General features: G+C 39.4%; 34 protein-coding genes and 4 pseudogenes. 12 read left to right on the top strand and 26 right to left on the bottom strand.

From position 1 onward, the window contains the following. Positions 1-200: 200 nt before the first annotated feature. From KUH03_RS36425 to KUH03_RS36540, 22 genes and pseudogenes are all read right to left on the bottom strand, one after another. On the bottom strand, positions 201-788 hold the full coding sequence (locus tag KUH03_RS36425) for a TolC family protein (RefSeq protein WP_306429865.1): 588 nt from the start codon (positions 786-788) through the stop codon (positions 201-203). After that, on the bottom strand, positions 698-1,342 hold the full coding sequence (locus tag KUH03_RS36430; protein WP_257097679.1) for a TolC family protein: 645 nt from the start codon (positions 1,340-1,342) through the stop codon (positions 698-700). Before KUH03_RS36430 ends, KUH03_RS36425 begins: the two co-directional genes overlap by 91 nt. Next, positions 1,309-1,527 (bottom strand): hypothetical protein, encoded by a 219-nt coding sequence (locus KUH03_RS36435; protein WP_257089468.1) that lies wholly within the window; start codon positions 1,525-1,527, stop codon positions 1,309-1,311. Before KUH03_RS36435 ends, KUH03_RS36430 begins: the two co-directional genes overlap by 34 nt. Further along, positions 1,485-3,191 (bottom strand): efflux RND transporter permease subunit, encoded by a 1,707-nt coding sequence (locus KUH03_RS36440; RefSeq protein WP_257089470.1) that lies wholly within the window; start codon positions 3,189-3,191, stop codon positions 1,485-1,487. Before KUH03_RS36440 ends, KUH03_RS36435 begins: the two co-directional genes overlap by 43 nt. Continuing rightward, a pseudogene (locus KUH03_RS36445) lies at positions 3,188-4,749 on the bottom strand (efflux RND transporter permease subunit). The gene KUH03_RS36440 and the pseudogene KUH03_RS36445 overlap by 4 nt, the downstream one beginning before the upstream one ends. A 51-nt stretch (positions 4,750-4,800) precedes the next feature. Then, positions 4,801-5,019, bottom strand: a complete 219-nt coding sequence (locus KUH03_RS36455; RefSeq protein WP_257089476.1) for a hypothetical protein — start codon at positions 5,017-5,019, stop codon at positions 4,801-4,803. Continuing rightward, on the bottom strand, positions 5,013-5,630 hold the full coding sequence (locus KUH03_RS36460; protein ID WP_257097681.1) for an efflux RND transporter periplasmic adaptor subunit: 618 nt from the start codon (positions 5,628-5,630) through the stop codon (positions 5,013-5,015). The genes KUH03_RS36455 and KUH03_RS36460 overlap by 7 nt, the downstream gene beginning before the upstream one ends. Continuing rightward, positions 5,627-5,836: a hypothetical protein gene (locus KUH03_RS36465; protein WP_257089478.1), complete on the bottom strand. Its 210-nt coding sequence runs from the start codon at positions 5,834-5,836 to the stop codon at positions 5,627-5,629. Before KUH03_RS36465 ends, KUH03_RS36460 begins: the two co-directional genes overlap by 4 nt. Positions 5,837-6,135: 299 nt before the next feature. Beyond that, entirely contained in the window at positions 6,136-6,366 is a 231-nt protein-coding gene (locus KUH03_RS36470; RefSeq protein ID WP_257089480.1) for a LytTR family DNA-binding domain-containing protein, read from the bottom strand. Then, positions 6,273-6,557, bottom strand: a complete 285-nt coding sequence (locus KUH03_RS36475) for a hypothetical protein (RefSeq protein WP_257098083.1) — start codon at positions 6,555-6,557, stop codon at positions 6,273-6,275. Before KUH03_RS36475 ends, KUH03_RS36470 begins: the two co-directional genes overlap by 94 nt. 8 nt (positions 6,558-6,565) lie before the next feature. Continuing rightward, positions 6,566-6,898, bottom strand: a complete 333-nt coding sequence (locus KUH03_RS36480) for a LytTR family DNA-binding domain-containing protein (protein WP_257089482.1) — start codon at positions 6,896-6,898, stop codon at positions 6,566-6,568. Positions 6,899-7,258: 360 nt separating this feature from the next. Further along, positions 7,259-7,843, bottom strand: a complete 585-nt coding sequence (locus KUH03_RS36485) for a histidine kinase (protein ID WP_257089484.1) — start codon at positions 7,841-7,843, stop codon at positions 7,259-7,261. Positions 7,844-8,525: 682 nt separating this feature from the next. Then, positions 8,526-8,833, bottom strand: a pseudogene (locus tag KUH03_RS49735) (DUF4822 domain-containing protein). Between the two features lie 477 nt (positions 8,834-9,310). Then, complete coding sequence (locus KUH03_RS36500; protein ID WP_257089486.1) at positions 9,311-10,126, bottom strand: TolC family protein; 816 nt, start codon at positions 10,124-10,126, stop codon at positions 9,311-9,313. Continuing rightward, complete coding sequence (locus KUH03_RS36505; protein ID WP_257089488.1) at positions 10,123-10,737, bottom strand: TolC family protein; 615 nt, start codon at positions 10,735-10,737, stop codon at positions 10,123-10,125. The genes KUH03_RS36500 and KUH03_RS36505 overlap by 4 nt, the downstream gene beginning before the upstream one ends. Positions 10,738-10,761: 24 nt before the next feature. After that, positions 10,762-13,946 (bottom strand): annotated as a pseudogene (locus KUH03_RS36510) (efflux RND transporter permease subunit). 54 nt (positions 13,947-14,000) lie between these two features. Beyond that, complete coding sequence (locus tag KUH03_RS36515) at positions 14,001-14,195, bottom strand: hypothetical protein (protein WP_257089490.1); 195 nt, start codon at positions 14,193-14,195, stop codon at positions 14,001-14,003. A 13-nt stretch (positions 14,196-14,208) separates the two neighbouring features. After that, a complete protein-coding gene (locus tag KUH03_RS36520; protein WP_257089492.1) occupies positions 14,209-14,703 on the bottom strand; it encodes an efflux RND transporter periplasmic adaptor subunit in 495 nt (164 codons plus the stop codon). Between the two features lie 14 nt (positions 14,704-14,717). Then, positions 14,718-15,158: an HlyD family secretion protein gene (locus KUH03_RS36525; protein WP_257089494.1), complete on the bottom strand. Its 441-nt coding sequence runs from the start codon at positions 15,156-15,158 to the stop codon at positions 14,718-14,720. A 77-nt stretch (positions 15,159-15,235) separates the two neighbouring features. Further along, positions 15,236-15,835 (bottom strand): TetR/AcrR family transcriptional regulator, encoded by a 600-nt coding sequence (locus tag KUH03_RS36530; protein WP_120258266.1) that lies wholly within the window; start codon positions 15,833-15,835, stop codon positions 15,236-15,238. Positions 15,836-15,939: 104 nt separating this feature from the next. After that, the gene (locus tag KUH03_RS36535) at positions 15,940-16,170 is read right to left on the bottom strand and encodes a hypothetical protein (protein ID WP_257089496.1); all 231 of its coding nucleotides are present in this window, start codon (positions 16,168-16,170) and stop codon (positions 15,940-15,942) included. A gap of 190 nt (positions 16,171-16,360) precedes the next feature. Then, on the bottom strand, positions 16,361-17,293 hold the full coding sequence (locus KUH03_RS36540) for an ATP-binding protein (protein ID WP_257089498.1): 933 nt from the start codon (positions 17,291-17,293) through the stop codon (positions 16,361-16,363). 716 nt (positions 17,294-18,009) lie between these two features. On the opposite strand from KUH03_RS36540, the gene KUH03_RS36545 reads away from it, so the two are divergent. From KUH03_RS36545 to KUH03_RS36575, 7 genes are all read left to right on the top strand, one after another. Next, entirely contained in the window at positions 18,010-18,225 is a 216-nt protein-coding gene (locus tag KUH03_RS36545; RefSeq protein WP_257089501.1) for a hypothetical protein, read from the top strand. A 13-nt stretch (positions 18,226-18,238) separates the two neighbouring features. Further along, positions 18,239-18,625 carry a hypothetical protein gene (locus tag KUH03_RS36550; protein WP_257089503.1) on the top strand — a complete coding sequence of 129 codons (387 nt, stop codon included), beginning with the start codon at positions 18,239-18,241 and terminating at the stop codon, positions 18,623-18,625. 64 nt (positions 18,626-18,689) lie between these two features. Continuing rightward, the gene (locus KUH03_RS36555; protein WP_257089505.1) at positions 18,690-20,258 is read left to right on the top strand and encodes a BamA/TamA family outer membrane protein; all 1,569 of its coding nucleotides are present in this window, start codon (positions 18,690-18,692) and stop codon (positions 20,256-20,258) included. A 1-nt stretch (position 20,259) separates the two neighbouring features. Continuing rightward, entirely contained in the window at positions 20,260-20,415 is a 156-nt protein-coding gene (locus tag KUH03_RS36560; protein WP_257089507.1) for a hypothetical protein, read from the top strand. Further along, positions 20,412-20,558: a hypothetical protein gene (locus KUH03_RS36565; protein WP_257089509.1), complete on the top strand. Its 147-nt coding sequence runs from the start codon at positions 20,412-20,414 to the stop codon at positions 20,556-20,558. The genes KUH03_RS36560 and KUH03_RS36565 overlap by 4 nt, the downstream gene beginning before the upstream one ends. Positions 20,559-20,741: 183 nt before the next feature. Then, positions 20,742-21,146, top strand: a complete 405-nt coding sequence (locus KUH03_RS36570) for a hypothetical protein (protein WP_257089512.1) — start codon at positions 20,742-20,744, stop codon at positions 21,144-21,146. Beyond that, complete coding sequence (locus KUH03_RS36575) at positions 21,146-21,445, top strand: response regulator transcription factor (RefSeq protein WP_257089514.1); 300 nt, start codon at positions 21,146-21,148, stop codon at positions 21,443-21,445. The genes KUH03_RS36570 and KUH03_RS36575 overlap by 1 nt, the downstream gene beginning before the upstream one ends. Positions 21,446-21,493: 48 nt before the next feature. On the opposite strand, the pseudogene KUH03_RS36580 reads toward KUH03_RS36575, so the two are convergent. Beyond that, a pseudogene (locus tag KUH03_RS36580) lies at positions 21,494-22,155 on the bottom strand (DUF1349 domain-containing protein). Between the two features lie 310 nt (positions 22,156-22,465). On the opposite strand from KUH03_RS36580, the gene KUH03_RS36585 reads away from it, so the two are divergent. The 5 genes from KUH03_RS36585 to KUH03_RS36605 all read left to right on the top strand — a co-directional run bounded on the left by KUH03_RS36585 (position 22,466) and on the right by KUH03_RS36605 (position 24,070). Next, the gene (locus KUH03_RS36585; protein ID WP_257089516.1) at positions 22,466-22,753 is read left to right on the top strand and encodes a methyltransferase domain-containing protein; all 288 of its coding nucleotides are present in this window, start codon (positions 22,466-22,468) and stop codon (positions 22,751-22,753) included. A gap of 62 nt (positions 22,754-22,815) precedes the next feature. After that, positions 22,816-22,962 carry a hypothetical protein gene (locus KUH03_RS36590; protein WP_257089517.1) on the top strand — a complete coding sequence of 49 codons (147 nt, stop codon included), beginning with the start codon at positions 22,816-22,818 and terminating at the stop codon, positions 22,960-22,962. A gap of 203 nt (positions 22,963-23,165) precedes the next feature. Beyond that, on the top strand, positions 23,166-23,378 hold the full coding sequence (locus KUH03_RS36595; protein ID WP_257089518.1) for an FAD-dependent oxidoreductase: 213 nt from the start codon (positions 23,166-23,168) through the stop codon (positions 23,376-23,378). 39 nt (positions 23,379-23,417) lie between these two features. Beyond that, the gene (locus KUH03_RS36600) at positions 23,418-23,987 is read left to right on the top strand and encodes a hypothetical protein (protein WP_257089519.1); all 570 of its coding nucleotides are present in this window, start codon (positions 23,418-23,420) and stop codon (positions 23,985-23,987) included. Then, positions 23,948-24,070 carry a hypothetical protein gene (locus KUH03_RS36605; RefSeq protein WP_257097685.1) on the top strand — a complete coding sequence of 41 codons (123 nt, stop codon included), beginning with the start codon at positions 23,948-23,950 and terminating at the stop codon, positions 24,068-24,070. Before KUH03_RS36600 ends, KUH03_RS36605 begins: the two co-directional genes overlap by 40 nt. Positions 24,071-24,190: 120 nt before the next feature. Here the strand turns inward: KUH03_RS36605 and KUH03_RS49740 are convergent, their stop codons facing one another. From KUH03_RS49740 to KUH03_RS36615, 3 genes are all read right to left on the bottom strand, one after another. After that, the gene (locus tag KUH03_RS49740) at positions 24,191-24,559 is read right to left on the bottom strand and encodes a DUF418 domain-containing protein (RefSeq protein ID WP_373564551.1); all 369 of its coding nucleotides are present in this window, start codon (positions 24,557-24,559) and stop codon (positions 24,191-24,193) included. After that, positions 24,525-25,271, bottom strand: coding sequence for a heparan-alpha-glucosaminide N-acetyltransferase domain-containing protein (locus tag KUH03_RS36610; protein ID WP_257089520.1), 747 nt, complete (start codon positions 25,269-25,271; stop codon positions 24,525-24,527). The genes KUH03_RS49740 and KUH03_RS36610 overlap by 35 nt, the downstream gene beginning before the upstream one ends. A gap of 179 nt (positions 25,272-25,450) precedes the next feature. After that, entirely contained in the window at positions 25,451-25,915 is a 465-nt protein-coding gene (locus KUH03_RS36615) for a Crp/Fnr family transcriptional regulator (protein WP_257089521.1), read from the bottom strand. Between the last annotated feature and the right edge of the window lie 21 nt (positions 25,916-25,936).

Raw genomic sequence — 25,936 nt, forward strand, 5'->3', positions numbered from 1 at the left:
CCGAAGATAATAAAATCCAGTGGTTTAATTCAAATAATTGTAGCGAATATCAGTATTAATTAAAGGAAATTGTGTTTTATATGATGACTAAAAGCGCATAAAAAGGGCTAAACTTTCGTTAGCCCTCTTAATTAAACTATTATGATCCTGAATATCGCTCAAGAATTGAGCGAACCTGGGTCAGTATACGCGATGATTTATTACTCGGTGTCGCTTCCTCCTCCCAATGCACGGTATAGATCCACCACGGCATTAAGTTTTTCCCGTTTAATGCTAATCTGTTCGAGATCATTTTGTAACGCGTTGTTTTGCGCAGTAATGACTTCTAAATAATTTGCCATGCCACTTTTGTATAATAGGGCAGCGTCTGAAGTTGCTTTGGCCAATGAGTTGGATTTAGCTTCAATCAGCTGAAGTCTCCGGTCGCTATGCTTTATTTTTGCTAAAGCATCCGATACCTCCGAAACTGCGAGCATAACAGACTGTTTAAATTGTACCGCCAATTTTTCCCGTTCGATTATCGAAATCTCATAGTTCGTTTTTAACGCACCTTTTTGAAAGATCGGTTGGGTGATATTTCCTGCTATTGTTTTCACAATGGACCCCGGAAGATCAAACCAGCGATTGAATTGAAAAGAGTTTGTGCCGATCGAAGGAGTTAAACTTATCGAAGGATACATCGCTGCTTTGGCCAATCCTATTCTACTGTTAGCTGCAACAACAGCATACTCGGCCGCTTTGACATCAGGTCTCCGGCTAAGCAGTTCGGCTGGAACTCCGTTGCCAATGTCCCACCGACAACAGTTGCATCAAGACCTTCGGAACGCTGGATTTTATCGGGGAAGCCACCACATAGTATACTTATGGCATTTTCTTCAATAGCAATATTCTGGTCTGCCAGTGGAATCAGCAATTCGGCAGTTTTCTTTTGTGCTTCGGCCTGTTCTACAGCTAATGAACTCACGAGCGAGGAATTGTATTGCAGACGTATCATACTTAATGTACTGTCACTAAGTTGTACATTTTTTTGTGCAATCTTTAACTGTTCGTCCAATGCGATCAGATTGTAGTAAGATTGGATAACCTGAACTATAATACGGGTTTTCAACGCAGATAAATTCTCCTTCTGTCCAAAGAAGTTTGCTAATGCTTCTTCTTTCTGCATCTTTGCCTTTCCCCAGATGTCTACCTCCCAAGAAAGTCGGAGTGTGGCGTTATAGTCATCCATATAAGGTGTCCCAATAAATTGATCGCTGAGCGATCCATTCAGGGAATTGGTAGATAACCAGGTTCTATTTGCTCCTACGTTTAGATCAAGTGTTGGTAAAAGGCCCTTTTTGATTGTTTATAGGAGAGCTCCAGCTGCTGCATACTCAAAAGTGCTACACTAACGTCTGTGTTTTTGATCAGTGCTTTTTCAATAAGCGCAGTCAAATTAGGATCTTTCACAAACTTCCGCCACGATAATGCCAGTGTATCTGAGGTCAGGACAATTTCGTTATTTCTGAAGTTGTCCGGTAACTCCATGTCTTGACGTGTATATTTTTGCCCACACTGCACGAAGCGAGAAGTAGGGAAGTACCTGCTAAAATAGTAATATAGTGATGAAATTTTTTCATTTTAATCGTTTGTCTTGTCCACGAGTTTTTTCTTGAAACCTTCTCCTGTAAATATTGAAACACCAGATACAATAATGGTATAACGATCACCCCAAGGATCACCCCGCTTAACATACCCATAGCTGCCCCAGTACTAATAGAGTGATTACCTGTTGCTGTTCCTCCAGTAGCAAACATCAGCGGGATCATACCCGCTATAAAGGCTAATGAAGTCATTAAAATTGGGCGAAGACGTGCTTTGGCACCTTCCAGGGCTGAATCAATGAGTGAAGAACCCGCCCGTCTACGCTGCAATGCAAACTCAACGATCAGGATCGCATTCTTCGCCAAAAGACCAATCAACATGATCAATCCGACTTGAACGTATATATTATTGTCCAGACCGATAGCACGTGTTCCCAAGAATGATCCTATAATCCCTGTCGGGATCGATAACAGCACCGCCAGTGGCAACAGGTAGCTCTCATACTGTGCGGAAAGTAAGAAGTAGACGAACAATAAGCTCAATGTCAAAATGATCATCGTCTGATTGCCAGAAGATTTTTCTTCCAAACTAAGTCCTGTCCATTCGTAACTATAGTCTCCTGGCAATTTGTTCAGCACATTTTTCTCCAGTGTTTCCATAATAGCACCATTACTGATACCTGGATTACTAACGACGTTAATGGTAAGCGAATTATACAAGTTGTAACGTGTCACGGACTCTGGTCCATAGACTTTGCGAAGTGTTACCAATGTATTTACCGGTAGCATTTCCCCTTTGTTGTTCTTGACAAATATTTCATTGAATGCGTCCTTATCTGTTCTAAAAATTCCGTCCGCTTTTACAGCGATACGGTAGAACTTACCAAAGCGATTGAAATTCAATGACTGGTCGCCTGCAAAATACGTCTGAACAGACGAAAGCATTTCACTGACATCTACACCAAGCTGAGCCGCTTTATCTTCGTCAACTTCCAATTCCATTTGTGGATAATCTGCTCTAAACATGGTATAGGCAAATTGTACACCTGGTTGTTGCATAATCTTGGCAATAACAGAATCGGACATTGCTTTAAGCTCTACCGGAGATTTTCCGGCTCTGTCTTGTAGTACAAGTTCGGCACCGTTCATCATACCATAACCATCAACAGGAGGGGAGCGGAAAGCCATCGCATTACCTTCTTTAACCGTAGTTAGCTTTTGAGAAATCACCTGATGAATCTGATCAATATCATTCATTTCGCCACGTTTCTTCTTATCCTTTAAACGGATGAACCCTGTTGCATAAGCTGCACTGGAGTTGTTACCAATCATATTGAAACCCGTGATACTCGTGTGGCTTTCAATAGAAGGTAAGTCAGCCAATAGTTTCTCTATTTTTCCTACAGCTTTTGTTGTCCGATCGAGACCGGTACCCGGAGGCATCTCCAAACTGTACACGACAAAGTTATCATCTTCCATAGGGACAAAGCTTTTTGACGTACTGGTCATGAGATATCCTGCAGCGCCTATTGTAGCGATAATTAATAACGCTGCTAACCATTTTTTCTTAACAAGAAATTTCAGCGAGCCAACGTATCGATTTGTCATGTTTTCAAAACCAGCATTAAAGGCTTTGAAAAAGCGTTGTGAGAATCCTGTTTTTGAGTTCGCCCATCATGATTTTCGGCATGTGTGTTTTTCAGTAACAAGGCACAAAGAGCCGGCGTCAACGTCAATGCATTGATCGCTGAAATCACAATAGCGATAACCAGTGTATAGGCAAATTGTTTGTAAAACATTCCCGATGAACCGGTCATAAAACCGATAGGAATAAACACTGCACACATGACCAATGTAATCGAGATGACCGCACCGGTTATTTCACTCATGGCACTGTGTGTGGCCTCATTACCGGTCATGGTTGATGTTTCCATCTTGCCATGGACAGCTTCGACGACGACAATGGCATCATCAACCACAATACCGATGGCCAGTACCAAGGCGAAAAGGGTTAATATATTGATGGTAAACCCAAACACCAGTAAGAAAAAGAATGTACCTACGATGGCTACTGGTACTGCGATCGCCGGAATAATGGTCGATCGGATATCCTGTAGGAATAAGAAAACAACCAAAAAGACCAAAATGAACGCTTCAATTAATGTTGAACGGACTTGAGCGGTACTCTCATCCAGACGCTCTTTGGTACTGATCAGTTTAAATATCTTGATTCCAGGAGGAAATGAGCGTTGCGCTATTTCGATCTGTTTATCGATACCGATTTCAATTTCGTTGGCATTGGAACCAGAAGTCTGGAAAATACCAATAGTAACGGTATTTAGACCATTGTTTTGCGAATTACCATTATAACTAATTGAACCGAATTCTATCCGGGCAACATCTTTCAACCTAACGATCTGAACATCATTATTTTTAACAATAATGTTTTCATACTGTTCCGGAAGATTCTTTTTCCCTTTATATCGAATCACATATTCCAATGGTGCCTTTGATTCTTCACCTAGTTTTCCGGGTGCGGACTCCAGACTTTGCTTGGAAATGGCAGCGATGACTTCTTGGGGTACAAGATCATAACTCGCCATTTTCTGAGGATTCAACCAAACGCGCATAGAGTAATCTTTCGAACCAAATACCATAGCCTGACCTACACCCGGAACACGTTTGATCTGTGGAATTAGGTTGATATTCACATAGTTCTGTAGGAATAGTTCGTCATATTTTTGTTATCTACTGTATAGATATTAAAAATCATGATCATACTATTCTGTTGTTTGGAGGTCGTCAATCCCATTCGCACAACTTCCTGTGGCAGGATCGGTGTTGCCTGTTGCACCCTGTTCTGCACGTTTACGGCCGCTTGATCTGGATTTACACCAGCCTTAAAGACAATACGTACAGAGAATGTACCATCGTTACTTGCCGTTGAGGTAATGTATTCCATGTCCTCAACGCCATTGATCTGCTCCTCCAGCGGTGTAACAACTGACCGCAATACGGTCTCACTATTACCCCGGGGTAGCTTCCCGTAACTTGGACTGTAGGTGGAGCGATATCGGGAAACCGTGTCTGCGGTAGCCTTAAAAGACCAATTATCCGAGTATGACAAATATGATAGATATAACAGTTGCCAAAACTGGCCTGTCAATAAATTTCTTCAGCATTTTATTTTAATTTTAGATAAATCTAATACAGGCTTTTATTTTTTAGTAGGTTGAACCTGCATTCCGTCATTAAGCATATCAATTCTATTCATTACGATTTTTTCGCCCGCTGTCAGACCTGATTTAAGTAGATACTCATTGGCCGTATTTCCGGCAATTTCGATCTGCTTCATGGCAATTTTGTTTTTGTCTCCAATAACATAGACAAAATAGCGATCCTGAATGTCTTTAACAGCTGCCATAGGGACTAACAATACATTATCATGAGCCTTTTTAAGACAACTTTGGCTGAACCGCCAGAACGAAGTATCTTGTCTGGGTTGGCGAAAACAGCCTTTAGTATCATACTACCGGTCGTTCTATCGATATTACCACTGGCCATTTCTACTTTTCCAGGGTGATTATACGCTGTGCCGTCAGCGAGAATCAATGTTGCTTGTTGATTGCTTGATAGCGTATTATGATCTTTCATAAAGCTGATAAAATCAGCCTCGCTCAACGAAAAATAAACGTTCACGGTATTGATTTCAGACAATGTTGTTAATGGCATTGCGTCAGCTGCAGTGATCAGATTTCCAATACGATTGGGAATCCGTCCAATGTAGCCACTTACGGGGGCATTGATTAATGTAAATCTTGCATTGATCTGCGAGGAACCTAAAGCGGCTTGTGCTTGGGCAACCTGCGCTTTTGCCGCAGCGTAGTTCGCTTCTGCAGTTTTAAGCTGAAGGTCGGTATACACTTTACCTTCTACGAGTGGTTTGATTTTTTCAATTTCCAGTTTCGCATTTTGTTCCGCAGATAATGCCGCTTGATAGGCTGCTCTGCTATTATTTACCTGTTCATTGTATACATCACCTTTTATTTTGAAAAGGGCTTGGCCTTTGTGACATAATCCCCTTCTTTCACATAGATTTGCTCCAGGTAACCTGTTACCTGAGCTTTTACATCAACATTGACGGCGCCCTCCAAGGTACCGGGGTATTTTTTTCCGTCTCCGCTTGTGCGGGGATAATTCGATAAAGTCAACAGTAACTGCCTGCTCTTGCGGTTGTTCTTGGCTGCCTCCACAGGACGATAATAGTGTAGCTGCTGTAATAAATGTAAGGATAGGTTTTAAAGTCATCGTTCTTAGTGCCATTTTATCATTTTATTTAAAGCAAAAGAAAGAATTCTTTTAAGGGATATAATAAGGAAATCTACCGAGACGTAACAATTGCTTACTGAAACGTAGCTATAATGCGCTGAATTTTGATATTATTTAATCAAAACAGGTCTTTTTGTCGTTTTCCTTAGAAAGACGCTACCTAAACACCTGACGGCACTTCGTTGATTGTACCCAAAAATTTCGAGATAAGAACTACTGTATACTAATAGTCCAACCAGTTTTTTAGGAGCTGGGCTTTTTCCCGACTGACAAGGATTTCGACATCTTCGCTATGTTTGATTTCGATTTTAAGTTTGCCATTAAAATGATTATGTAATCTCTTTATTGCATCTATATGCACTATAAATTGTCGATTGGCACGGAAAAAACTTTGGGATTTAATTGTTGCTCCAGTTCTTCTAAGGTTTGCGGTACAATTTCGACGGTACCACATTTCAGCTTGGCATGTGTTAATTTAAACTCTGAGTAAAAATATTGAATGTCTTCCACCAGTATTGTTTTATAACCGTCTTTGTAGGGCAGGAGAAACCGGGTTCTGAAATCTTTGGGATAGATAAAATCCAATAGGCCTTGGATCGGATCCTGACTCATCTGTTGAAGTTGAAGACTGTCTAATTTGACCAATGCGTTTTCTAATTCTTTTTTTTTTCTACAGGTTTTAGGAGATAGTCTATACTGTTGAATTTAAAGGCTCTGACGGCATATTCATCAAAGGCTGTCGTAAAGATAATGGGGCAGTCAATTTTAATGCTTTCCAGGATCTCGAAACTTAGACCATCAGAAAGACGGATATCCATCATGACCAAATCCGGAGACTTATTACTTTGAAACCAAGTGATGCTGTCGGCAATATTATCCAAGACATCGAGTATCTGTATTGATGGCTTTATTTCCTTCAATAGTCGTTTTAGACGATCAGCATTCAATTTTTCATCTTCAATAATCAATACGTTGGTTATACTCATGAGTTTTGTTCTATAAGTGGTAGATTAACTTTGAATGTCTTTCCATTGTTCAAGATCTCTGGTTGCAGATTTGACAATAGATCATATCTTTTAATGATATTCGAAATACCTATTCCCGATGACTCTGATACATTTTCTATTGGTATCAAAATATTTTCGACAACTAACTGGTTATGTGCATTGGTGTATACCTTAATTTTTAACGAACGTTTTTATTGGTTTGATTGTGCTTTAGTGCATTTTCGACCAAAAGCTGTAAGGTGAGTGGCGGTAGTTGATAATTGGATTTTGCAGGATCTACATTTATTTCAAAATGAACTCCTTCTCCAAATCTATTTTTTATTAAGAAAATATAGGAATCTAAGAAATTGAGTTCCTCTTCAAGAGAAATAACATCTTTTTTGAATTCACCAATAGGTAACGGTATATTTTGGAGAAATTTTCGGCATATTCATAACCAAGTTGCTGATCCTCTAAAATTATTTCGGATAATACGCTCAAATTGTTGAAAACGAAATGCGGGTCAATCTGTAGCTTCAGTGATTGAAGTTCTGTTTCGAGAATAACTTGCCCCAGTTTGGCGGCACGTATAGATTCATTCTTCCAGTTGTTGATCAGATGGATACCAATGTTAATCCCCATAATCATTAAAGCGATCATAACACTGATGGAGATATTTTGTATGGCGCCTTTTTTTTCTTCTAAGGATGTTGCAATGGTGAGGTTTTGTAGCTCATAATAATAACGGGAAATAATGTAAACTAGTAATAAATTGATAAGAAGAACCACGATGAGGTTAATGACGGTTTCAATCAGAAGCCTTTCTGTTGGATTGTCTTTCCATGTTAAGATACGATCCAATTTATTATGGACAATAATACTGAACTCTGAAATAAGGAAACTGTAAATAATGGTAAAGGTCCATTCTCCTAATATTTCAAACATATTTCGTTGAAAATAGCCATTCCAGCAACTAGAAAATGGATCTATAATATAGGCAACAAGATAGATGAGAAAAAAAAGAGAGTAGGGTAAATAATAACCTTTTCTTGTTTGTACTGATTAGATTTTTCTCATTTTTATAGATAGTCTTATCCTGCATTCGTTTTACTTGTATATAGCTATTAAATCACTACAAATTTCGCAATTCGTTTAAGGATTGGATCACAAATTTATTCTGAAACGTACAAAGAGCAAGCTGAAATATCACTTTGGTATACCCCAGCCGTATATTGCTTCAATCTTCTGATCCCTGTCCTTAGTATATAATATAAGGAATTCTCTTCTGTTTTACAATTAAAATAAAGGTATTTCATCCATTATTTTCTTAAACTGACTGCCATCAAAATTAATATATTTTATGGCAGCGCTATTTCATTTAAATTGTGGCCGGATTATTTCCTCTGTAAATGAAAATGTATGTGGACATTGTCTATAATCTCGATATGTGAGTTTTCGGTTACCACGCTATTGAAGATTTTAACGATTTTCTCGATTGATATTGAAATAATCTAAAAAAGTGTTGGGCGTTTCACTGAAAAAAATAAGGATTGACAAAGTTTCATTTTGTCAATCCTTATGGTTTAAGAGGTATTATGCCCCTGTATAATCAAATATTCCCTATTGATTATTTCGGTTCTTTGTGTGTAGTTGGTGTATGGATAATATCGAAATAAACGGTTTTATTGTTGTTGTTTGGATAGATCCGGTAGGTAAATTCCTTTTTGTTAATACCGTTATATCAACTACACGTGTGAAAAGTGTTTCTCCTGCTGCATTTTTAGCAACGATAGTCCGTGTTTTACCATCTGCTGGAACAGACCAGTCTCCACGCATTTTGGGAGAGTCATCAAGATTGAACATGGTAAAGGTACCATCGGATTTGAAATAGGCAAAACCTACAAAATTTGAGACATTGGCATCTGTCAATACCACATTTTCACCTTTGTTATTTTTGGCGCTTGTTGTTTCCCAAGCGGTACTAGCCAATACTTCGCTCGGTGTAAGCTGAACTCTGGTGTAACTTCATCATCCTTACTGCAGCTCGCGATCAGTAATGTACAAATGGTAATATAACATACCCATGCAATCTTTTTTAAATCTTTCATAATCATTAAATTTATTGTTTCACAAAAGTAATTACATTATAACTGTTGCATTTGTTCCTTTTATTCCAAGGTTTGAAGGATTTATAACGATGACTTTAATGACAGGCACGATCTTCTAAAAAGGGCCCCTACTTTATTGTTTTGATGCTTAAAGGGGGCTTAGTAAGAGTAAGAGTAGGAGAAGTGCAATGAGGGGGAGTGATCATTGTTTAAGGTTGTTGCTATAAAATAAGACAGGAGACCCTCGCGGTCCCCTGTCTCCCAGATATGTGATATAAAATTAGAAAAATTGCAAATTTTTAGATTAGTTATTACTCCATCCACCACCTAAGGAGCGATACAGATCTACGACAGCCGAAAGTTCCGCTTTCTTCACTTGAGCCAACTCAAGTTCACTTTGCAATATATTGCTTTGTGCGGTGATTACCTCCAGATAAGTTGCCATACCAGTTTCAAAGAGAAGGTTGGCATGTTTTGTAGCCTCTTTTAAACGAGTCGTTCTATCCAAAGTAATCTGTTGTTTTTCCTTCAATTTTTGGATTGAAATCAGGGCATCGGAAACTTCTCCGGCAGCCGAAATGACTTTTTGCTTGAAAATCATAACATTCTTCTCTTGTTCTATACGGGCAAGCTCATATTGCGTTTTCAGCTCTCTACGCTGAAAAATAGGTTGTGTAATACTACCTGTGATTGCACCAAATAAAGATGCAGGCAGATTAAACCAATTACTTGCTTTAAATGCATTGACACCTGCTTCAGCACTAATGACCAGCGAAGGATACATTCTTGCTTTAGCAGCTTTTTGATAGGCCTGAGAAGCAGTGACAGCAAGCTCTGCCTGTTTCACATCAGGGCGATGGCTTAATAAATCTGCCGGTACTCCTGTCGCCAGATCTTCAGGAAAACGAACGTTGACCAATTGTTCCGGTGTTTTGATTTCCGCTGGGAGTTTACCACTGAGAATTTGGATCGCATTCTCCTGAAGATGGATCTGTTGTTCGAAATCAGGGATAAGCGCAGCAGCGGATAGACGTTGCGCATCGACTTGTTCCAAAGCAAGCAATGTAATATCACCAACTTCATATTGTTGCTTGACAATACGGAGCGTGGTATCGCTCAACTGTAAATTTTGCTGTGCGATATCCGTAATTGATAAAGCATCAAAAGTTGATAATAACCTTGCGCCACTTGGGCAATCAATTGGGTTTGTATCACTTTTTTTTGCTTCTTCAGTTTGCAGGTAAGAAGCCAACGCCGCCGCATTTTGATTCTTGATTTTCCCCATAGATCAGCCTCCCAGGATAAACCAATGGATGCTGTATAGTCTTCGACGTGATGCTGTTTTAGAAATTGATTCAAGCTCAATCCGTTCATGCTATTATTGGAAGGATTGGTACTATTTCCTCTAACCTGCAACTGTGCTGTGGGCAGATAGCCCGCTTTTGCTTGTTTCAAGCTCAGTTGAGACGACTCTATATTTTTCAGTGCCAATTGCATATCCAGATTATGCTGGATTGCACTGTCGATCAAGCTTTGTAAAACAGGATCTTTAAAGAAATCACGCCATGGAATAGAACCGATATTGTTTTCTTGTGTTGCTTTTCCCTGATCACGGTATTGCTCAGGCAGATTTGGTGCAAGATGTTTATTGCTAACCAGTTTATCTGTTTTACAAGACCACGCGACAAAAGATAAGATGAAAACCGTCAGTAGCTTTACTTTTCTATTCATATATTTCGATGTTGTCATTGTTTACTAATTATTTGTATGCACTGGGATTTCCAAAGAAATATGCTCATTCTCCAGTTGTTTTTCTTTTGGCGTACCGCTTACTTTCTCTTGTATAAACTGGAATACGATGAAGAGGATCGGAATGATAAAAAGCCCTAATACAACCCCACTAAGCATTCCGCCTGCCGCTGCAATACTGATCGAGTGATTACCTTGTGCCGAGGGACCCACTGCAGTCATCATAGGAATCATACCTACAATGAAAGCCAAAGATGTCATGATAATAGGTCTCAGACGTAAACGTGCAGCTTTAAGCGCAGCGCTTGGTATCGAAAGTCCCTGTTTTCGACCTTGAATGGCAAATTCAACAATTAAAATAGCGTTCTTCGCCAGTAATCCGATCAACATGACTAAAGCCACCTGAACGTAAATATTATTGGCAGTATCGGTGAGGCTAATTGCTGCAAAGACACCAAATATACCTGTTGGAATAGAGAGTATAACGGCTAATGGGATAATGTAACTCTCATATTGTGCCGCCAGAAGGAAGTAAACGAAGATCAAACAGAGGATAAAAATAAGCGTAGATTGACCTCCAGAGACAATTTCTTCTTTCGTCATACCCGAAAATTCATAGGTAAATCCAGTTGGCAAATGCTGTTTGGCTACTTCTTCCACGGCACGGATTGCATCCCCTGAGCTATAGCCAGGTTTTGGGATTGCATTTATTCCGATCGAATTGAATAGATTGTAACGTGAAGCCGTTTCGGGGCCATAGACACGCTCCAGTTTAACCAATGTATTGATAGGTACCATGTCGCCCAATCTGTTTTTAACAAAGATTCCGTCCATAGAAGTTGGTTCGCTACGATCTTTTGCATCCGCTTGGACCATTACACGATAGTACTTTCCGAATCGATTAAAATCTGACGCTTGTGCACTACCAAAGTAGGCTTGCATAGTCTGTAAGATGCTCTTGGTACTTACACCAAGTTGTTCGGCTTTGATATCATCAACTTGTAGTTCGTACTGCGGATAATCGGCTTTGAAGGTTGTGAAGGCCATCATAATTTCGGGACGCTTCATGAGTTCACCAATAAAACCTTGACCTATTGTACTGAATTTACTAAGTTGTCCACCTGTTCTATCTTGAAGAACCATATCGAGCCCATCGACGTTACTAAATCCAGGAACTGTCGGAAAGGTAAACACGAAGAAGTTGGCACCTTTGATATTTGCTAAGCGTTGGTTTACATCAGCCATAATAGCATTGATGTCTTTGATACCGCCACGTTCTTTATGTGGTTTCAGCAAAATAAATGCTACACCTGCCGATGGACTGGTTGATTGCGTTAAAATATTAAAACCAGCCAAAACGTTTAGCGTCTTGGTGAAGTCAGCATGTTGAAGTTGTTTTTCAGCTTCTGCCAATGCACCCGAAGTACGATCCAAAGAGGCACCCGCAGGCATAGATAATGATACTGCTATAAAACCTTGGTCTTCGGAAGGGATAAATCCAGTCGGGGTACGACGGATCATAAAAACTGTCAACAACAAGGTGATACCTAAACCCGCGAAAGCTACCCATTTGTAACGGATCAGAAAACGTAAGCTGCCTAAATAGTTTTTGGTCAGGCGATCAAAACCAACGTTGAATCCGGTGAAGAAACGTTCTTTGAAATTAAGTTTCTTAGTCTCGTCCTGGTTATGGTGCGTAGGTTTTAAAAATAATGCACAGAGGGCTGGACTTAAAGTCAAGGCATTGATCGCTGAAATTACAATTGCTATGGCCAGTGTAAAGGCAAATTGTCGATAGAAAACTCCCGTCGAACCTTCCATAAAACCAATAGGGAGGAAGACCGCGGACATGACAAGGGTGATAGAGATAATGGCTCCCGTGATCTCACTCATGGCGGAGGTCGTTGCTAATTTGGGCGGGAGATTATTATGCTCCATTTTGGCATGCACGGCCTCGACCACCACGATGGCATCATCCACAACGATACCGATTGCCAGTACAAGCGCAAATAATGTTAATAGATTGATGGAGAAACAAAAAGCTGCATAAAGAAAATGTCCCCACAATCGCCACTGGTACAGCAATGGCCGGTATCAGTGTTGATCTAAAATCCTGAAGGAATAGAAAACAACTAAAAAGACCAGAATAAAAGCTTCGATCAAGGTATGTTTAACTTGATCAATAGACTGATCAAGCGCGTCTTTGGTATTATATAAAACAAGATATTTTACACCCTTTGGAAAGCTTAAGGAAGCTTTCTCCATAAATTCCTGAATAGCAATCTGGATTTCATTGGCATTGGATCCTGCTAATTGCATGACCCCGATATTGAGCCCTGCTTTACCATCAATACGAGTATGACTAGCATAAGTATACGATCCCAATTCAACGCGGGCCACATCTTTAAGCTTTAAGACGGAGCCATCGGTATTTGAGCGGATAATGATATTTTCGTAATCGCTTGGCTGGTTAAGCTTACCTTTATATTTGATGACAAATTCAAAAGCTTCACGGCTGCTTTCTCCAAATTTTCCTGGAGCAGCTTCGACGTTTTTATCTTGAATAGCCCCATAACCTCCTGCGGAGTTAATTTGTAGGCGGCCATTTGATTTGGATTAAGCCATACGCGCATGGAATAATCTTTACTACCACCGAAAGCCAATGCTTGTCCTACGCCAGGGATACGTTTAAGTTCCGGAATAATATTGATCTGTGCATAGTTGGTGATAAAAGTTTGGTCATATTTACCTTCGTCCTCCGTATATAGATCCAATACCATGATCAAGCTATTTTGTTGTTTGGCAGTTGTAATTCCCGCCTGAACCACCTCGGCAGGGAGTTGGCTGGTGGCCTGTGCCACGCGATTCTGCACATTTACAGCAGCCTGATCAGGATCAGTACCCAGCTTAAAATATACTGTAATCATCAATGATCCATCGTTACTTGCGGTAGAGCTCATATAGCTCATGTTTTCGACACCATTGATGGATTCCTCCAAAGAGGGGGCTACAGCACGAAGTACCGTTTCGGCATTTGCGCCCGGATATAATGCTGTTACCTGTACTGCTGGTGGGGCAATATCTGGGAACTGCTGTAAGGGCAGCTTTAGGATACCGATCACGCCCAATATCACAAGTAATATGGAAATGACGGTGGCAAGTACTGGCCTTTCTATAAATTTCTTAAGCATAAGTCTGTTGTTTATAATATTAATTGATGCTGTCTTTTGATAAAGGTTGTGGTGTTATTTTTGGCCATCTTGAAGTAAATCAATACCCTTGTAAACAATGCGATCTCCGGCACTGATTCCCTTGCTTACGAGATAGTTTGCGCCACTTTTTCCGATGACGGTGATGGGCTGCTGTACAACTTTATTTTCTTTTCCGACAGTATACACAAAGATCTTGTCCTGCATTTCAAGTGTGGCAAGTTGTGGCACCAATAAAGCCTGATCATATTTCTTTTGAGTCTGACACGGCCCGTATTTCCATTACGTAAAACCCTTCAGGATTACTGAATGTCGCACGTAAGGTAATTGCGCCTGTGTTTTTGTCAAACTGACCATCCACCATATCTATTTTTCCTTTTTGATCATAGATTGTCTGATCGGAAAGTACCAAACTGATGGGAGGGAGGTTATTCAATTTTTGTTGAAGATTACTGCCTTCTGTATTATTTTTGAAAGCGATAAAGTCATTTTCTCCCAATGAGAAATAGACGTGAAGATCTCTGATATTTGACAGTGCAGTTAAAGGTTGCGGATCAGCTGGCCCCACTAAACTTCCCTGTTTTCGTTGTAGCCTTCCAATATACCCCTCCGCCGAAGCACGGATCAGCGTATAACCAACATTGATTTTAGCCGTTTCTACAGCAGATACTGCTAATTGAACATTTGCTTTAGCAGCATTACGTGCACTGATCGCTGTCTTTAACTGAAAGTCAGTCAATACTTTGGTATTGACTAATTTTGTTTTTTCTCAACTTCCAGTTCGGCGTTTTCCAACGCAGCTTTTGCAGCTAATAAATTAGCTTTGGCCTGATTCAATTGCTCTTGGAATGGCCGGTCATTAATTTTAAAAAGCGCCTGTCCTTTACTGACTTTCGCACCCTCATCGACAAAGATCTGTTCCAAAATCCCCTCAACCTGAGGTCTGATCTCGATATTTGCCGAAGCTTCTATTGTTGCTGGATATTCCTGATAGATTGTCTCATTACCATTTTCGATAGCAACAACAGGTAGGCTAACAGGAGGAGGATCAATAGGTTTGCTGGTTCCTGTTGAACAGCTGTATAAAAAGATTGCACTAAGCACATATGCGGTCTTTACGATATTAATTCGTTTAACACTGTTAAGTGCAGGAATGTAAATCTTCTTAAGACTTGGTGATACATTTGTTTTCATGTGATATTAAAAATTGAAGTTGTGGTGTATTTAACGGTGTTAGATTTTTTAACGTTGTATTTTCTGGTGTAAAAAATTTAGTCAGTAAGCGAGCGGGTGATACCGTAGATCGCATCTTTTAGAACCTCTTGGTTGGTATTTTCACCATTACCTTGGTTAACCAAGTTGATTGATATTAGCCCATGTATAATTGACCAGTATGTAAAATATTTTCTACAGATCAAATCTTCTGATGGATTTTTATCCTTCATGATCTCACGAATCACGTCACTGATCATTCTACCATGAGATTCCGCACACTTATAAGTCTTTTCAAATCCACAGCAGGCTGTTCCAACGCCGAACATGAGTTGGTACAATTCGCGCTCCTCGAATGCAAAATCCCAATAACTGAACCACATCGCTTCCAATTGTTTCTCCAGGTCGGTTTGAGTTGATTTGGCTTGTCTGACTTTTTTGGCAAGTAAGAGATATCCCTGGTTAGCGAGTTCATTTAAAATTGCATCTTTATTTGCGAAATACTCATAAATCATGGGTGCAGTATATTCAATGATATCCGCAATTTTACGCATGCTCAATGCCTGCCATCCTTCTTCTTTCACGATTTGAAGAGCGGCGTCGAGAATATTAGTTCTATTCTCATCTTTGATACGTTGTATGCGTTCTTTACTACCCATGCTTTAATGCATAAATGATTTAACAGTGTTAAGCAAAATTCAAACTTTTTATTTTATTTAATGACATATAAAAGTCATTAAATAAAAATACCTCCCAAATGCGCTTAAATGGCTCCTTTATCGAGATTATCGGGAAGTATTAGGATCTGTTTTATTCGGCTTCTCTCTTTGTCAGACAATGGAATTGCCTTTTCGAGTATGGGTAGGATCTCTGCACTTTTCTCTGTTTGTAGTAGGAGATCCAGGAAACCTAAATAGGTACGGATCAGGTCGGTTTTGACTCCAAAGAAGATGCGCGGATCTATGATATAGATTTCCTGAACCAATGCGAGCAATGTTTCTTTTCTTTTCCTGTCTTTTTCTGTTTGGTCATAATGGGGCAGAAATCCTTTCTTTCCAATTCAGCGAGCTTGACAGCAACAGCGTTTTCACGAACGTATTTTTTCTGCTTACGATCCAGAAAATCGCGCAATTCAGCAAGCAAATTTCGGTAGACAACTTGTTTTTCTTTGCCCGTGAAGAGATTTACGTCTGTAGAGACGCTGATATCTTCCTGTTCAAAAGTGTCAAAAAGTTGGATGTTACATAGACCGAGTGATGGAAATCTATTGCATTATTGTTAAAGCTACTGAGTACTTTTGCCACTTCTCTTTTTTCGCTATTGCGCAAATAATAGTAATAGCGGTCTCCGATTTGTTGGTTCCAACGAATGTAATTGACCTGAAAAGTATAGGAGGAATCACCTTCAGGACTATATAAAGTCCAAGATAGAAGATCCGTTTCTTGAATCAGATGATCATATCTCAGCGGCGCTCCATTAATTCTTATGGTATGGCCTAAATCGCGGTTAAGGTAAAGAAACCAGCCAAATTCCTGCGCCATGAAATCTATAAATTCTTGGGATTCTAAATGGGACGAATTTAGCCCGAAAACGCCCTCCAATCTTACTCGGGTACCTGTCTGTTGATTTTCTACCAGGGTACTTTCGCTAACGTCATATTGTTCTTTGCTGTCCCTATCGATCTGGATGCGGTATGTTTTTAACTCTCCTTCTTCTTTTACAATGGTATTCCAGATCGCTCTTGTCGCAAACAATGAAAAAGAAAATCTACCTTTTCCTTTCTTTCCTCTTGTATAGGAACTTCGCTTGATACTATTTTTCTTTACTGAATCGAGAAAATTACCAAATGAATAGGGTAGTGTATCGAAAACGATCCCCTCTCCATTATCGCTGATGCTAATACTGTTTATATAACCGAGTTCGTTGCTATCAATTGCAATATCGACTTCGGTCGCTTTTGCGTCAAAGCCGTTCCATATATATTCAGCAATGACCAGTTTTGGATCTTTAGGTAAACCAGCGGATTCTATACTTAGGTTGGTTATCTGCGTGTTTTTTTCATGGTGATAGCAATTCTTGTAATTAAAATTTAAGGTGTTAAAAATAACAGGTTTCACAAATAGATTGTCTACTTCGTGTTCGCTCTTTTATTTCTGAACTTTTTTATAAAATAAGTGAATGCATAAGAGATTCCAAAATAGATAATAAGGTTCAGAAGAAGATATATGCCGTTGAAATGTTCTGTCCGGTGGTTCTGGGTAACGCTTTCCTCCCAGATACCGATAAAAAGGAAAGGGGAAACCAAGCACATCGTTACCATCCGAGGGACTGTCAAATCTCGAAAATAGGATGGTTATGATGACTGTTAAAACAAAAAAATGAGCCAAGTTGCCCTGGAAAACTTTGGAAACATACGCATAAAGACGATTGTAGTTATAGATAAAAATACAATATCTTATGAATATTTAACGCATGTACTTATCAACAGGTTTCCATCTATCTTCTTTGAAGCGGTAGCCAACTGAATAAGGATTGTTTGTGCCACAAGCTACACACTGGTCAAAAGCGAATGATTGACGTTATTTACGTGTGATATCACAATGTGATGAGGATCGAAACTTATCAATTTTATGAAAATATAAGGTTTAAACTAAAAAAGGGACAGAAAGTTTTTGATTCCATGCTTTAAAATATGAACTTTAGCCTGGATAGACAGTTAGTACTTTGATTATTTATGACAGGTGACTATTGATCTATTCGCTTAATGCGGAAAGAGAATCTGCATATGCTATTAATTTGAATGTTGATTCTCCCGAAGACCGACTTAGATAAAATGAGAAGAATCCTTACTTTAATCGCTTGCTGTTGTGCGTTAAATTCGCAGGGCCAACAAGTTGACAGTATTACATCTGTTATTGCACCTGAATATGACCGAGTGGGCTTGGTTCATCGTTTCTGGTTGGGCGATAGCTACCGTAAATTATATAATACGCCTGTAAAAATGCGTGTTATGGATCTTCAAACAGAAAAAGGGGGCTTCATATCATAAAACTGGGCGGGGGATGCAGACCCAATCACTTCGGATGGCCGATTCTTCTGGCAGAGAATGGGTGCTCAGGTCTATACAGAAATACCCGGAACGCAGTCTTCCGGAAAGTCTTCGAAAAACATTTGCAAAAGATATCGTTCAGGATCAAATATCGATACATCATCCATTTGGTGCTTTGACCGTTCCGCCATTTAATAAGGCTTTAGGTATTCCACATGCATCTCCAGAACTCGTTTTTGTTGGTGATGATCCTGGATTTGGCGAGTATCGCGAGGTCTTTAAAAATAGGCCTTATATGTTTGAGGCACGTACACCCTTTGAAGACCAAAAACAGATAATAGTGCAAAAGTTATCCGAAAGGTACTGGAAGATAATGATACACAGATTGATCAAAAACTAACTTTACGGTCACGATTACTCGATTTTACGTTAGGGGATTGGGACCGTCATCAAGATAATTGGCGATGGGATCCCGAAAAGAGAAGGGCAAGAAGATTTATACCCCTGTACCACGTGATCGGGATAAGGTTTATTATAAAACTTCGGGTCTGTTTCCGACTTTACTTTCCTATCAATGGTTAAAAGCCCACTTACAAGCATTTAGCCCACATATCCGTAATGTGGCCCATTGGAATTTTAACGCGCGTCATTTTGATCACTTTTTTCTTACCCATCTCACAGAAGACGAATGGATCGATGAAATAAAATTTGTTCAGAAAACACTTACCGATTCGCTGATTCATCAGGCTATGCTTACTATGCCTGATACTATTGTAAAATTAAGCGCGAATGAGCTGGAAACAAATATTCGATCCAGAAGGGACGATCTCATGGAGAGTGGGTTAACCTATTACCGTTTTCTTGCCCGTGTTGTTGATTTGCCCTTATCTGCCAAATCTGAATTCGTTGATATCGATTACAATAAAGACGGTTCTGTATCGGTCAATATACACAATAAGAAAAAGGATGGTACTGAAGGTCGAAAGCTTATAAAACGTACTTTTTTACCCAATCAAACCGAGGAAATCAGAATCTATGGGATTTCAGGCTCGGATGAATATAAAATCCATGGATCGGGCCGATCTCCTATCAAACTTCGTTTAATAGGTGGAAAAGGTGAAGATCTATATCGTACTTCTGATAAATTTGACAATGGACGTAAGGTTTATATTTATGATTCTAAAAATCAACAGGCTTCCAACATTCAGGTTGATAAAAATGTGCGACTAAAATTGAGCGCAGATACTGCTATTCACCAATTTGAGTACGATAGTTTTGTATACGATCGTAAAGGAGTCGTAGTCAATCTGGACTATGGTGTTGACCGCGGTCTGATTTTCGGACTAGGATACCTGGTAGAAAATCAAGGGTTTCGGAAGAAACCCTATGCTTATCGGCACCAATTTATGGCCAGTTATTTAACAGGACGCGAATCATTTATGTTTGATTACAAAGGCCACTTTAAGAAACTGATTGCAGATCAGGATCTTTCTATTCACCTTTCATCACTTGGCCCTAGAAATCTGAGCAATTTTTTTGGTTATGGAAACAACACCTTGTTTGAAAAATCGGATTCAAGGAGTATTTCTTACTATCGAAATAGATTTGATATTGTAAGTGGCGACATTTTTCTGGAAAAGTATCTAGATCCTAAACTGAAAATATTTTATGGTTCATCTTCTGAGTATTACAACAGTAAAGAGGCTAATAATATTGGAAAATACTTTGAGGAGTTTAATACTAAGTTTCCTTCTGAACCTATTTATGGGAGCAATTTTTTTACAGGAATTACTGGAGGAATAGATTATGATACACGTGATAACGCTGCAAATCCAAAATCAGGTATGCATATCTATACCAGAGTAGGGTGGAATGCTGAAATCGGCGGCGAGAAACGGAAATATACAAAACTACATCATGCGATGAGTTTTTATAAAACAATTGCCAATGACTACATCACATTTGCGAATAGGACGGGGGTAGATGCTGTTTGGGAGATCCATATTTTTATCAGCACGCACAGATCGGGGTGAGATGAGTCTGCGTGGATATAATTCAAGACGCTTTACAGGGAAAACAGCTGTATATAATAATTTTGACATGCGATTGAAACTGTTCAGTTATTCATCTTATCTCGTTCCAGGAACTGTAGGAGCGATTGGTTTTACGATGTTGGGCGGGTTTGGATGACAGCGGAAAGTTCAGATACATGGCATATGGGCTATGGTGGAGGAATTTATTTTATGCCGGGAGAGCTTCTTACGATTCAAGGAGTGCTGGGTTTTAGCAAAGAGGCGACTTTGCCTTATATTCGGATCGGCCTTTCTTTTTAAGCGTAAATGTTTGCCTAACAAGAGCGTAGCGAAAAGTCCGTTCATGTTGTATATAAATGAAAAATGGTCCGGGGATGTCCATGAACTTGTGAAATATTTAACTATGGGATCGGATTTAAAAAGACACTAAATAAAAATCTTGCTGGTAAAGGACTGCGAAATACAAGTGTAGACCTATCTGTCTTGAAATACTATAAGCAATATGCCAAAACATATGCCGACATTCATAACGGCATTGTGGTATTGAGTGATCTGACAGCCAATTGGAGTTTTACTTTTATGGGCGAAATTGCTGAACGTTTACATTTGAGTTCGTCCAAAAGAAAATTGGAGATCAACAGTATATGGGAGGATTTTCTCCTAGAGCGCGTACACCCTGAAGATCTAGCTGTAAAACATGCACTTGAACTGCAGTTTCTTGAACTGGTCAAGAAAACCGAACCGAAAGAGCGTTTTCGATATCAGGCAAATAGTGTACTCCGTGTAGAAGGAAAAGATGGACGAATTATGTTGATGTCGCATCAGATTATCTATTTGGATACCCCGGTCAAGAATTTCCGCAACTGGCATTATGCTGCTATACATTAATGCCGGATCGGGAAAATCGTCAAAGTCAGAAAAATTATATTTTTAATCAGGTCAGCGGAGAAGTTTTTCCACTTGACAAAGAGGAGATGAAGGATGTCATGAGTGTGCGGGAGAGGGAGGTTTTGCGCTGTATTAGAGCAGGTATGAGCAGTAAAGATATTGCCGAGAAGCTAACTTTGAGCGTTAATACCGTCAATCGACACCGACAGAATATTCTGCAAAAACTGCGGGTGCGCAATTCGCATGAAGCAATCAGTATATATAATAAAATGTATAATCAAGATGATACTTCGCTATAGTAAGAAGTCTGTCAAAAGAGTAGCTTTTGACAGACCTGACTAAGCTGCTCAATTGGAATTATTTTCTTTTAACCATTTGGTTCTACGCTGGTCAGGAAGATGCTTGATCCCAAAGTGTTCAAACTTAGCCTGGAAGCCATCACCATCCGGGGATGCACCCATCAAACCAACCATGACAGGATGATTATCTTGTAACCAGGCATTTCTCATCATCACATACTCCTTGTCATCAAAAGAATAAAAGAATTCTACAGCATCTAATCTTCGAATTGCTTTTATCCATATAAAAGGGATTTCTTTATCTATTGGTACGATGCTCCAGTCGCTGGTTCGATGCGTGACGACAGTACTCAGGTTGTACTTGCCATCGACAAATTCTATTCCCGCTTTTATATAATTTTCATGATCTATACGCAGCATGATACCTGCTTGATCAAAACGATTTTTATACTTGGCCGAAATTTTGACCTTCACTTCAAATTCACCCCTCTCTCCGTGTAGAAAAAGGGTGCATCATCTACGGTAAATCCATAATGTGATATTCGCCAGTAGTCGCTCTTGGGTGTGACAAACATGGAAAGGGAGTTGTTACTGACTGTCCATTCCGTAGGTTCGTTAAACCAGGTCATTTTGTCCAATTGTTGTGCGGCGGCCTGTGTGGCGAAGAAAGGAAGCAATGAAGCCGCAAAAAGTGTCTTTATTTTTTTCATTCTATTCTTTTTAGCAAGAGGTGTATTTCTTTTGTCTAAAGGCAAAGATATCGTCGGCACACTGTCTTTTCAATACTGATAAATAACCATTATGTGAATAGCAGTCTTTAAATGTAATTTATTTGCAATTTAATTGCATTTAAAACTGTTGCTACATAGTTGCAATAATAAAATAACTTACCTTCGTCCTATCATTATTGAAATTAAAGAGTCTATCGGAAGCAGAATTCAATCAAAAATAGACCGTATACTTAATGTAAAAACCTACAGATATGGAGTTTTGGGAACGTAATTTTATAGAAAAGGGGAGATGTGGGGAGGCAGTCCTGCTCATTCAGCGCTTCTAGCGAAAGATCTCTTTATAGCAGAAAATATCAAGGAAATCCTTATTCCGGGCTTTGGCTATGGGCGAAATGGTCATATATTTCTTGATCATGGAATAGCTGTTACCGGAATTGAGTTGTCCAATACAGCAATTGAAATCGCCCGAAAATATGTTGGAAGTCAGACGATCATACATCATGGTTCGGTCGTAGATATGCCATTTGATACCAAAAATATGGTGGTATATTTTGTTACGCACTTATCCATCTTTTAGGAACTGAGGAACGGACGAAATTTATACGTGACTGTTACGAGCAGCTATCCGACGATGGTTACATGATCTTTACGACTGTGTCAAAACAGGCAAGTATTTATAGGCAGGGGACTGCCATAGGCACAGATCGTTTTGAAATGTTTGGAGGTGTTAGCATGTTCTTTTATGACTTGGAATCTATTCGTTCGGAGTTCGAAAATATGGGTTGATTGAAATCAAGGAAGTAGAAGAGAATTATCCTTTTTATTTGATCATTTGTAAAAAATAGAATAAACAAGACAATCATAGATGAAACTATTCTGATTTATTTAATTCACCTGTTGGAGTGAATACGTTCGGGAGACGAAAACCTCTTACTTACAGGTCCATAAATCTGCCAGTATTATCAGCATTTAAAATCAAATTTATAAAGATGAAAGACGATAAAAATTTTGATGTCATCATTATTGGAGGAAGTTATGCCGGACTTTCGGCTGCAATGGCACTGGGGCGATCACTACGTCAGGTGCTTATTATTGATAGTGGTCTACCATGTAATAGACAGACACCGCATTCGCATAATTTTATAACTCATGATGGCGAAAAACCATCGGTTATTGCTAAAAAGCGAAAGAGCAGGTATTAAATTATCCAACAGTAAGATTCCATAAAGGACTTGCTGTAAGTGGAAAGAAAACAAGCAATGGCTTTGAAATCAATACTGAAAATGGTGAACTATTTAGCGCAAAAAGTTGATTTTTGCGACTGGGGTAGAAGATATCATGCCGGGTATCCAGGGTTTTTCGGCCTGTTGGGGATTTCAGTTATCCATTGTCCATACTGCCATGGATATGAATTCAGAGGCAAGAAAACAGCAATTATGGCTAACGGTGAACGGGCTTTACATTTGGCATCTTTAGTCAACAACCTCTCCACCGATCTGACAATATTGACTTCTGGAGAAGCAAATTTCAGTGCGGAGCAGGCTGCAAAATTGAAGAAGCACGGTGTAACTGTCATAGATGAACCGGTTAGTAAAATCCAGCACAAGAATGGCTGGGTGGAAAAAGTGATTTTCAAGGACAACAAAGCAATAGCATTTGATGCCGTATATGCAGCAATCCCTTTTAGGCAGCATTCAAGTATTCCTGTTGAGTTGGGCTGTGACTTGACTGAACAGGGCATATTGTCGTTGACAATTTTCAGAAAACAACTATTAAAGGGGTTTTTGCATGCGGCGATAATACGAGTATGATGCGATCCGTTTCCAATGCTGTAGCAGCGGGCAATTTAGCGGGAGCAATGGTCAATAAAGAATTAGTTGAAGAAAACTTCTAATATAAACTTGCAAGATCGTAGCCAGCCACAACAAATTTAATCTCAACTTCATTCGGAAGCGATCTGAGATGAACGCTTCCGAATGAAGAACTTTTTAAGAGCCATTGTGCTTAGCCCAACTTAAGCAGACATTTTTCTCAGTAGAAGTTCGAACGGACCATGTTTAAATCTTTTGGCCCAAAGTTTACTGAAATAGTAACTGCATGCAAAATAGAGAAGCGAAATAATAAATATGAGCATCGGGGATAGTGACTTGGATGGATTGATCTTGGCAAAGTATCCCTGATTTATCATACATGAGAAGAAAACTAACCCGATTGTTAGATGGGAAATATAATGTGTTAATGTCATTTGTCCGTTTTGGCCAAATCGTTTGCAAATTTGTGATGTGCAATAAATTTGCTGATATACATGAACGAAGCAATTAACATTAATCCAAATCCTATTGTACTGATTAAAAAGGGTAGAAAAGGGGGAGATAATCTGCATTCAGAAAAAAATCAATCTCAGGAGTTATCAGATTTTTGGGAATACATTGCAATAGTTGGATCAATAAGTACATGACTAGTCCGACAGCAAATGTTTTCCTCTGTATACTTAAATTCGTCCAGTCTAGTTTTGCCAGGTACATTCCGGTAATAAAATAACTCATCCAAGGGAAAACAGCATTCCAGCCATTAAAGAAAGAGTTTCGTATAAAACCAGCTAAAGTCCACATATCTTTATATTCCAGTGTGTCAAAATTCCATCCTGTTTCATAGGGAATCCAAAGAAGTAGCAGGTGGAAGACGAGGGCAAAGATAATTGCGCCGTAGATATATTGTTTTTTATCGCGGAAAAGGAAAAAGGAGGCAATGAACATATAAAACCCGTAAAAATGTAGAATATCCGCTGGCCACCAGATCGCGAGTACTAATCCCAAAACAAATAAAAATCCGGCCCGTTTAAGTACAATATATTTCTGGTTTAGCTGCTCTTCAGCGGTGCCAAATGCCTGTTTTTTTGTCATCAGGGTTAATCCCATACCTGCTAACATAACAAATATAGTGCTTGAGTTACCGCTAAAGAGGGAGAGGAATTGTCCCTGCCAACTGGTATCGTTGTGGTCTGCAAACACCATGTTAAAATTTACGATATACATCCCAAAGATTGCATACGCTCTTAGTAAGTCAAATCCTATAAATCTCGTTTTTTCTGCCATGACAATTGTTTTCAAAATGTTATGCAAATTTTGAAAGATGTGTTAACATGGCATTTGACTTAAGTCAAATAATCAGTATTTGATTTTTGCGCGGATTCTGCTTAAGGTTTCTAATGAAATGCCAAGGTAAGATGCGATATAGGTAAGGGGAACCTGTTGTACAATATTGGGTTGATCTCTCAGGAGCTGTGAATAACGCGTGGAAGCATCAAGTGTATGAAAATCAAAAAGTCTTTTTCCAGCCACATGGTGTAATACTCAGTCATCAGGAGATCGAGCTCCATTAAAGCCGAAAATTGACCTTTTATACGCTGGAAAGAGCTGTTATCAATTGATGATACCCTAACATCTGTGACCGCTTGTATAAACTCTTGGCTGGGCTGTTGGGTTACATAACTGCTAAACGCAACGGCGAGGTCATTCTCAAAGAGCAGTTCAGTCGTTAGCTCTTTGTTCTCGTTCAAATAAAATTTTCTTGCGATACCGGATTCGATCCAAAAGCTATATCGGCAGACCTCACCCTGATAGAGTAGAAAATCACCCTTTTTATAGGTTTTTATTTTTGAGACAGCCTCGAGTGCACTGAGGGTGTCCCCGTCGAGCTGTTCTATAATGCTGTTGATCTTAAGGAGATGTTCATTCATAGGTTACTGATAAGCATAGCC

It is taken from the genome of Sphingobacterium sp. E70 (assembly GCF_019285695.1).
GTDB lineage: Bacteria > Bacteroidota > Bacteroidia > Sphingobacteriales > Sphingobacteriaceae > Sphingobacterium > Sphingobacterium detergens.

Bases quoted from the DNA above. Each gene is read 5' to 3' on its own strand.
- KUH03_RS36435 (WP_257089468.1), bottom strand. From the start codon at position 1,527: ATGGAGTTACCGGACAACTTCAGAAATAACGAAATTGTCCTGACCTCA.
- KUH03_RS36440 (WP_257089470.1), bottom strand. From the start codon at position 3,191: ATGACAAATCGATACGTTGGCTCGCTGAAATTTCTTGTTAAGAAAAAA.
- KUH03_RS36470 (WP_257089480.1), bottom strand. From the start codon at position 6,366: ATGTGGTACCGTCGAAATTGTACCGCAAACCTTAGAAGAACTGGAGCA.
- KUH03_RS36480 (WP_257089482.1), bottom strand. From the start codon at position 6,898: ATGAGTATAACCAACGTATTGATTATTGAAGATGAAAAATTGAATGCT.
- KUH03_RS36485 (WP_257089484.1), bottom strand. From the start codon at position 7,843: ATGTTTGAAATATTAGGAGAATGGACCTTTACCATTATTTACAGTTTC.
- KUH03_RS36505 (WP_257089488.1), bottom strand. From the start codon at position 10,737: ATGAATAGAAAAGTAAAGCTACTGACGGTTTTCATCTTATCTTTTGTC.
- KUH03_RS36525 (WP_257089494.1), bottom strand. From the start codon at position 15,158: ATGAAAACAAATGTATCACCAAGTCTTAAGAAGATTTACATTCCTGCA.
- KUH03_RS36530 (WP_120258266.1), bottom strand. From the start codon at position 15,835: ATGGGTAGTAAAGAACGCATACAACGTATCAAAGATGAGAATAGAACT.
- KUH03_RS36545 (WP_257089501.1), top strand. From the start codon at position 18,010: ATGAGAAGAATCCTTACTTTAATCGCTTGCTGTTGTGCGTTAAATTCG.
- KUH03_RS36550 (WP_257089503.1), top strand. From the start codon at position 18,239: ATGCAGACCCAATCACTTCGGATGGCCGATTCTTCTGGCAGAGAATGG.
- KUH03_RS36555 (WP_257089505.1), top strand. From the start codon at position 18,690: ATGGGATCCCGAAAAGAGAAGGGCAAGAAGATTTATACCCCTGTACCA.
- KUH03_RS36560 (WP_257089507.1), top strand. From the start codon at position 20,260: ATGAGTCTGCGTGGATATAATTCAAGACGCTTTACAGGGAAAACAGCT.
- KUH03_RS36565 (WP_257089509.1), top strand. From the start codon at position 20,412: ATGACAGCGGAAAGTTCAGATACATGGCATATGGGCTATGGTGGAGGA.
- KUH03_RS36575 (WP_257089514.1), top strand. From the start codon at position 21,146: ATGCCGGATCGGGAAAATCGTCAAAGTCAGAAAAATTATATTTTTAAT.
- KUH03_RS36585 (WP_257089516.1), top strand. From the start codon at position 22,466: ATGTGGGGAGGCAGTCCTGCTCATTCAGCGCTTCTAGCGAAAGATCTC.
- KUH03_RS36590 (WP_257089517.1), top strand. From the start codon at position 22,816: ATGATCTTTACGACTGTGTCAAAACAGGCAAGTATTTATAGGCAGGGG.
- KUH03_RS36595 (WP_257089518.1), top strand. From the start codon at position 23,166: ATGAAAGACGATAAAAATTTTGATGTCATCATTATTGGAGGAAGTTAT.
- KUH03_RS49740 (WP_373564551.1), bottom strand. From the start codon at position 24,559: ATGCAGATTATCTCCCCCTTTTCTACCCTTTTTAATCAGTACAATAGG.
- KUH03_RS36610 (WP_257089520.1), bottom strand. From the start codon at position 25,271: ATGGCAGAAAAAACGAGATTTATAGGATTTGACTTACTAAGAGCGTAT.
- KUH03_RS36615 (WP_257089521.1), bottom strand. From the start codon at position 25,915: ATGAATGAACATCTCCTTAAGATCAACAGCATTATAGAACAGCTCGAC.